Below are 856 nucleotides of genomic sequence, written 5' to 3'. Positions count from 1 at the left end.
GCTGTCTTGCATATTCTTTGGAGTGAAGGAGAGTTGCCCGTAGGTTCCGAAAAGACCAAAATGTATTGTAGATATTTTTCCTTTCTGCGCGACAAGGTTAACAGCTCCTTGTAGAGCAGCATAGCGAAGATGAGCACTGCTATAACCATATCTACTAGAAGTACTACTTATCAAAAAATAAGCTTCCTGTTTTTCCATAGGTATATAAGAAAAAGCCATTCCGTTTGTCTTATTCTTTCCTTAAGACATCTGTTTTTTCAACTAACACACCAGAAGAACTGTGAAAAGAATCCGATAGTTTATATTTATTGGTGTAAACTCTGATGCGTATATCCATATTTTATTTCACAGCCAGAAAAAAATCCCGTATCATATTTAACTGAAATGAACTCGGGAGTAGCGATACGTATTAGAGCTAACACTTCTGCCAAATCGAATCTCTCCGATAAAGTAATCGTCACACTATATGGTACGCTATCTTTTTTCATACATTCTATGTTACGCACCCACGTTTGTTTATATTTTTTACTGTCTAGATTTCTTATCTCTGAAATAACATCTGTGCCTATTTGTATCCCTAAAAAGAACGGATTACTCTTTAATAGCTTCAAATATGGTTGAATATAGATGTGCCCCCCTGTTGCAATCCGAAAATATTTTTTGCAAATGAGACACATACAAGTATATTTATGAAGTAAATCATAATCGAGCTCAAAAGGCTCTCCACCAGAAAGAATAATAAAATCAGATTTTATGTCATTTATTGTATATAAAGATTCAGGCAACGCGTCATCTCTCACTATACATTCCATCGAATACGGACAATGATTGCAGCCCGCACTGCAATTTTTATTAC

Annotated in this window: 1 protein-coding gene; it reads right to left on the bottom strand. The window is 35.3% G+C overall.

The features are described 5' to 3' along the window. Positions 1-305: 305 nt before the first annotated feature. A partial coding sequence (locus tag ACFILW_RS10190) for a hypothetical protein (RefSeq protein ID WP_375685779.1) occupies positions 306-856 on the bottom strand: 551 nt, incomplete at its 5' end.

The organism is Bartonella sp. TT110JLCBS, from assembly GCF_042193405.1.
Lineage (GTDB): Bacteria > Pseudomonadota > Alphaproteobacteria > Rhizobiales > Rhizobiaceae > Bartonella.
Note: the sequence above shows the minus strand (reverse complement) of the source record. Positions and strands in the feature narration are given on the sequence as shown.